At 55.5% G+C, this 265-nt stretch carries 1 pseudogene; it reads left to right on the top strand.

Features of this window, described 5'->3' with window-relative positions:
* A pseudogene (locus SB725_RS31800) lies at positions 1–265 on the top strand (EamA/RhaT family transporter); the annotation flags it as partial.

The raw sequence follows: 265 nt of genomic DNA, 5'->3' as shown, positions 1-265 counted from the left end.
ATCACCGCCAACGCAGCGGTAGGTGCCGGATTGACGATAGCCGGTATTACCGTGGTTTTTGGAGCAGACCTGGAACAAGGTTTTTCGCTGCAAGGCGCAGTGCTCGCGTCGATTGGAGGCTGCGGTTATGGCGCGTTTTCGGTTGCCATGAAGCGCATGGGCGTTTCTGGAGGACTGCATTTCACTCGGCAGCTATTGTTTTTCGGGAGTCTTTACCTGCTGATGCCGGCTGCAACCAATGGGTTCATCATGGGAGAGCTGTCAC

Origin of the sequence: Pseudomonas sp. SIMBA_041, assembly GCF_046535095.1 — a bacterium.
Taxonomy (GTDB): domain Bacteria; phylum Pseudomonadota; class Gammaproteobacteria; order Pseudomonadales; family Pseudomonadaceae; genus Aquipseudomonas; species Aquipseudomonas mucoides.
The sequence above is the reverse complement of the archived record's forward strand: the minus strand, read 5'-3'. Positions and strand labels throughout refer to the sequence as shown.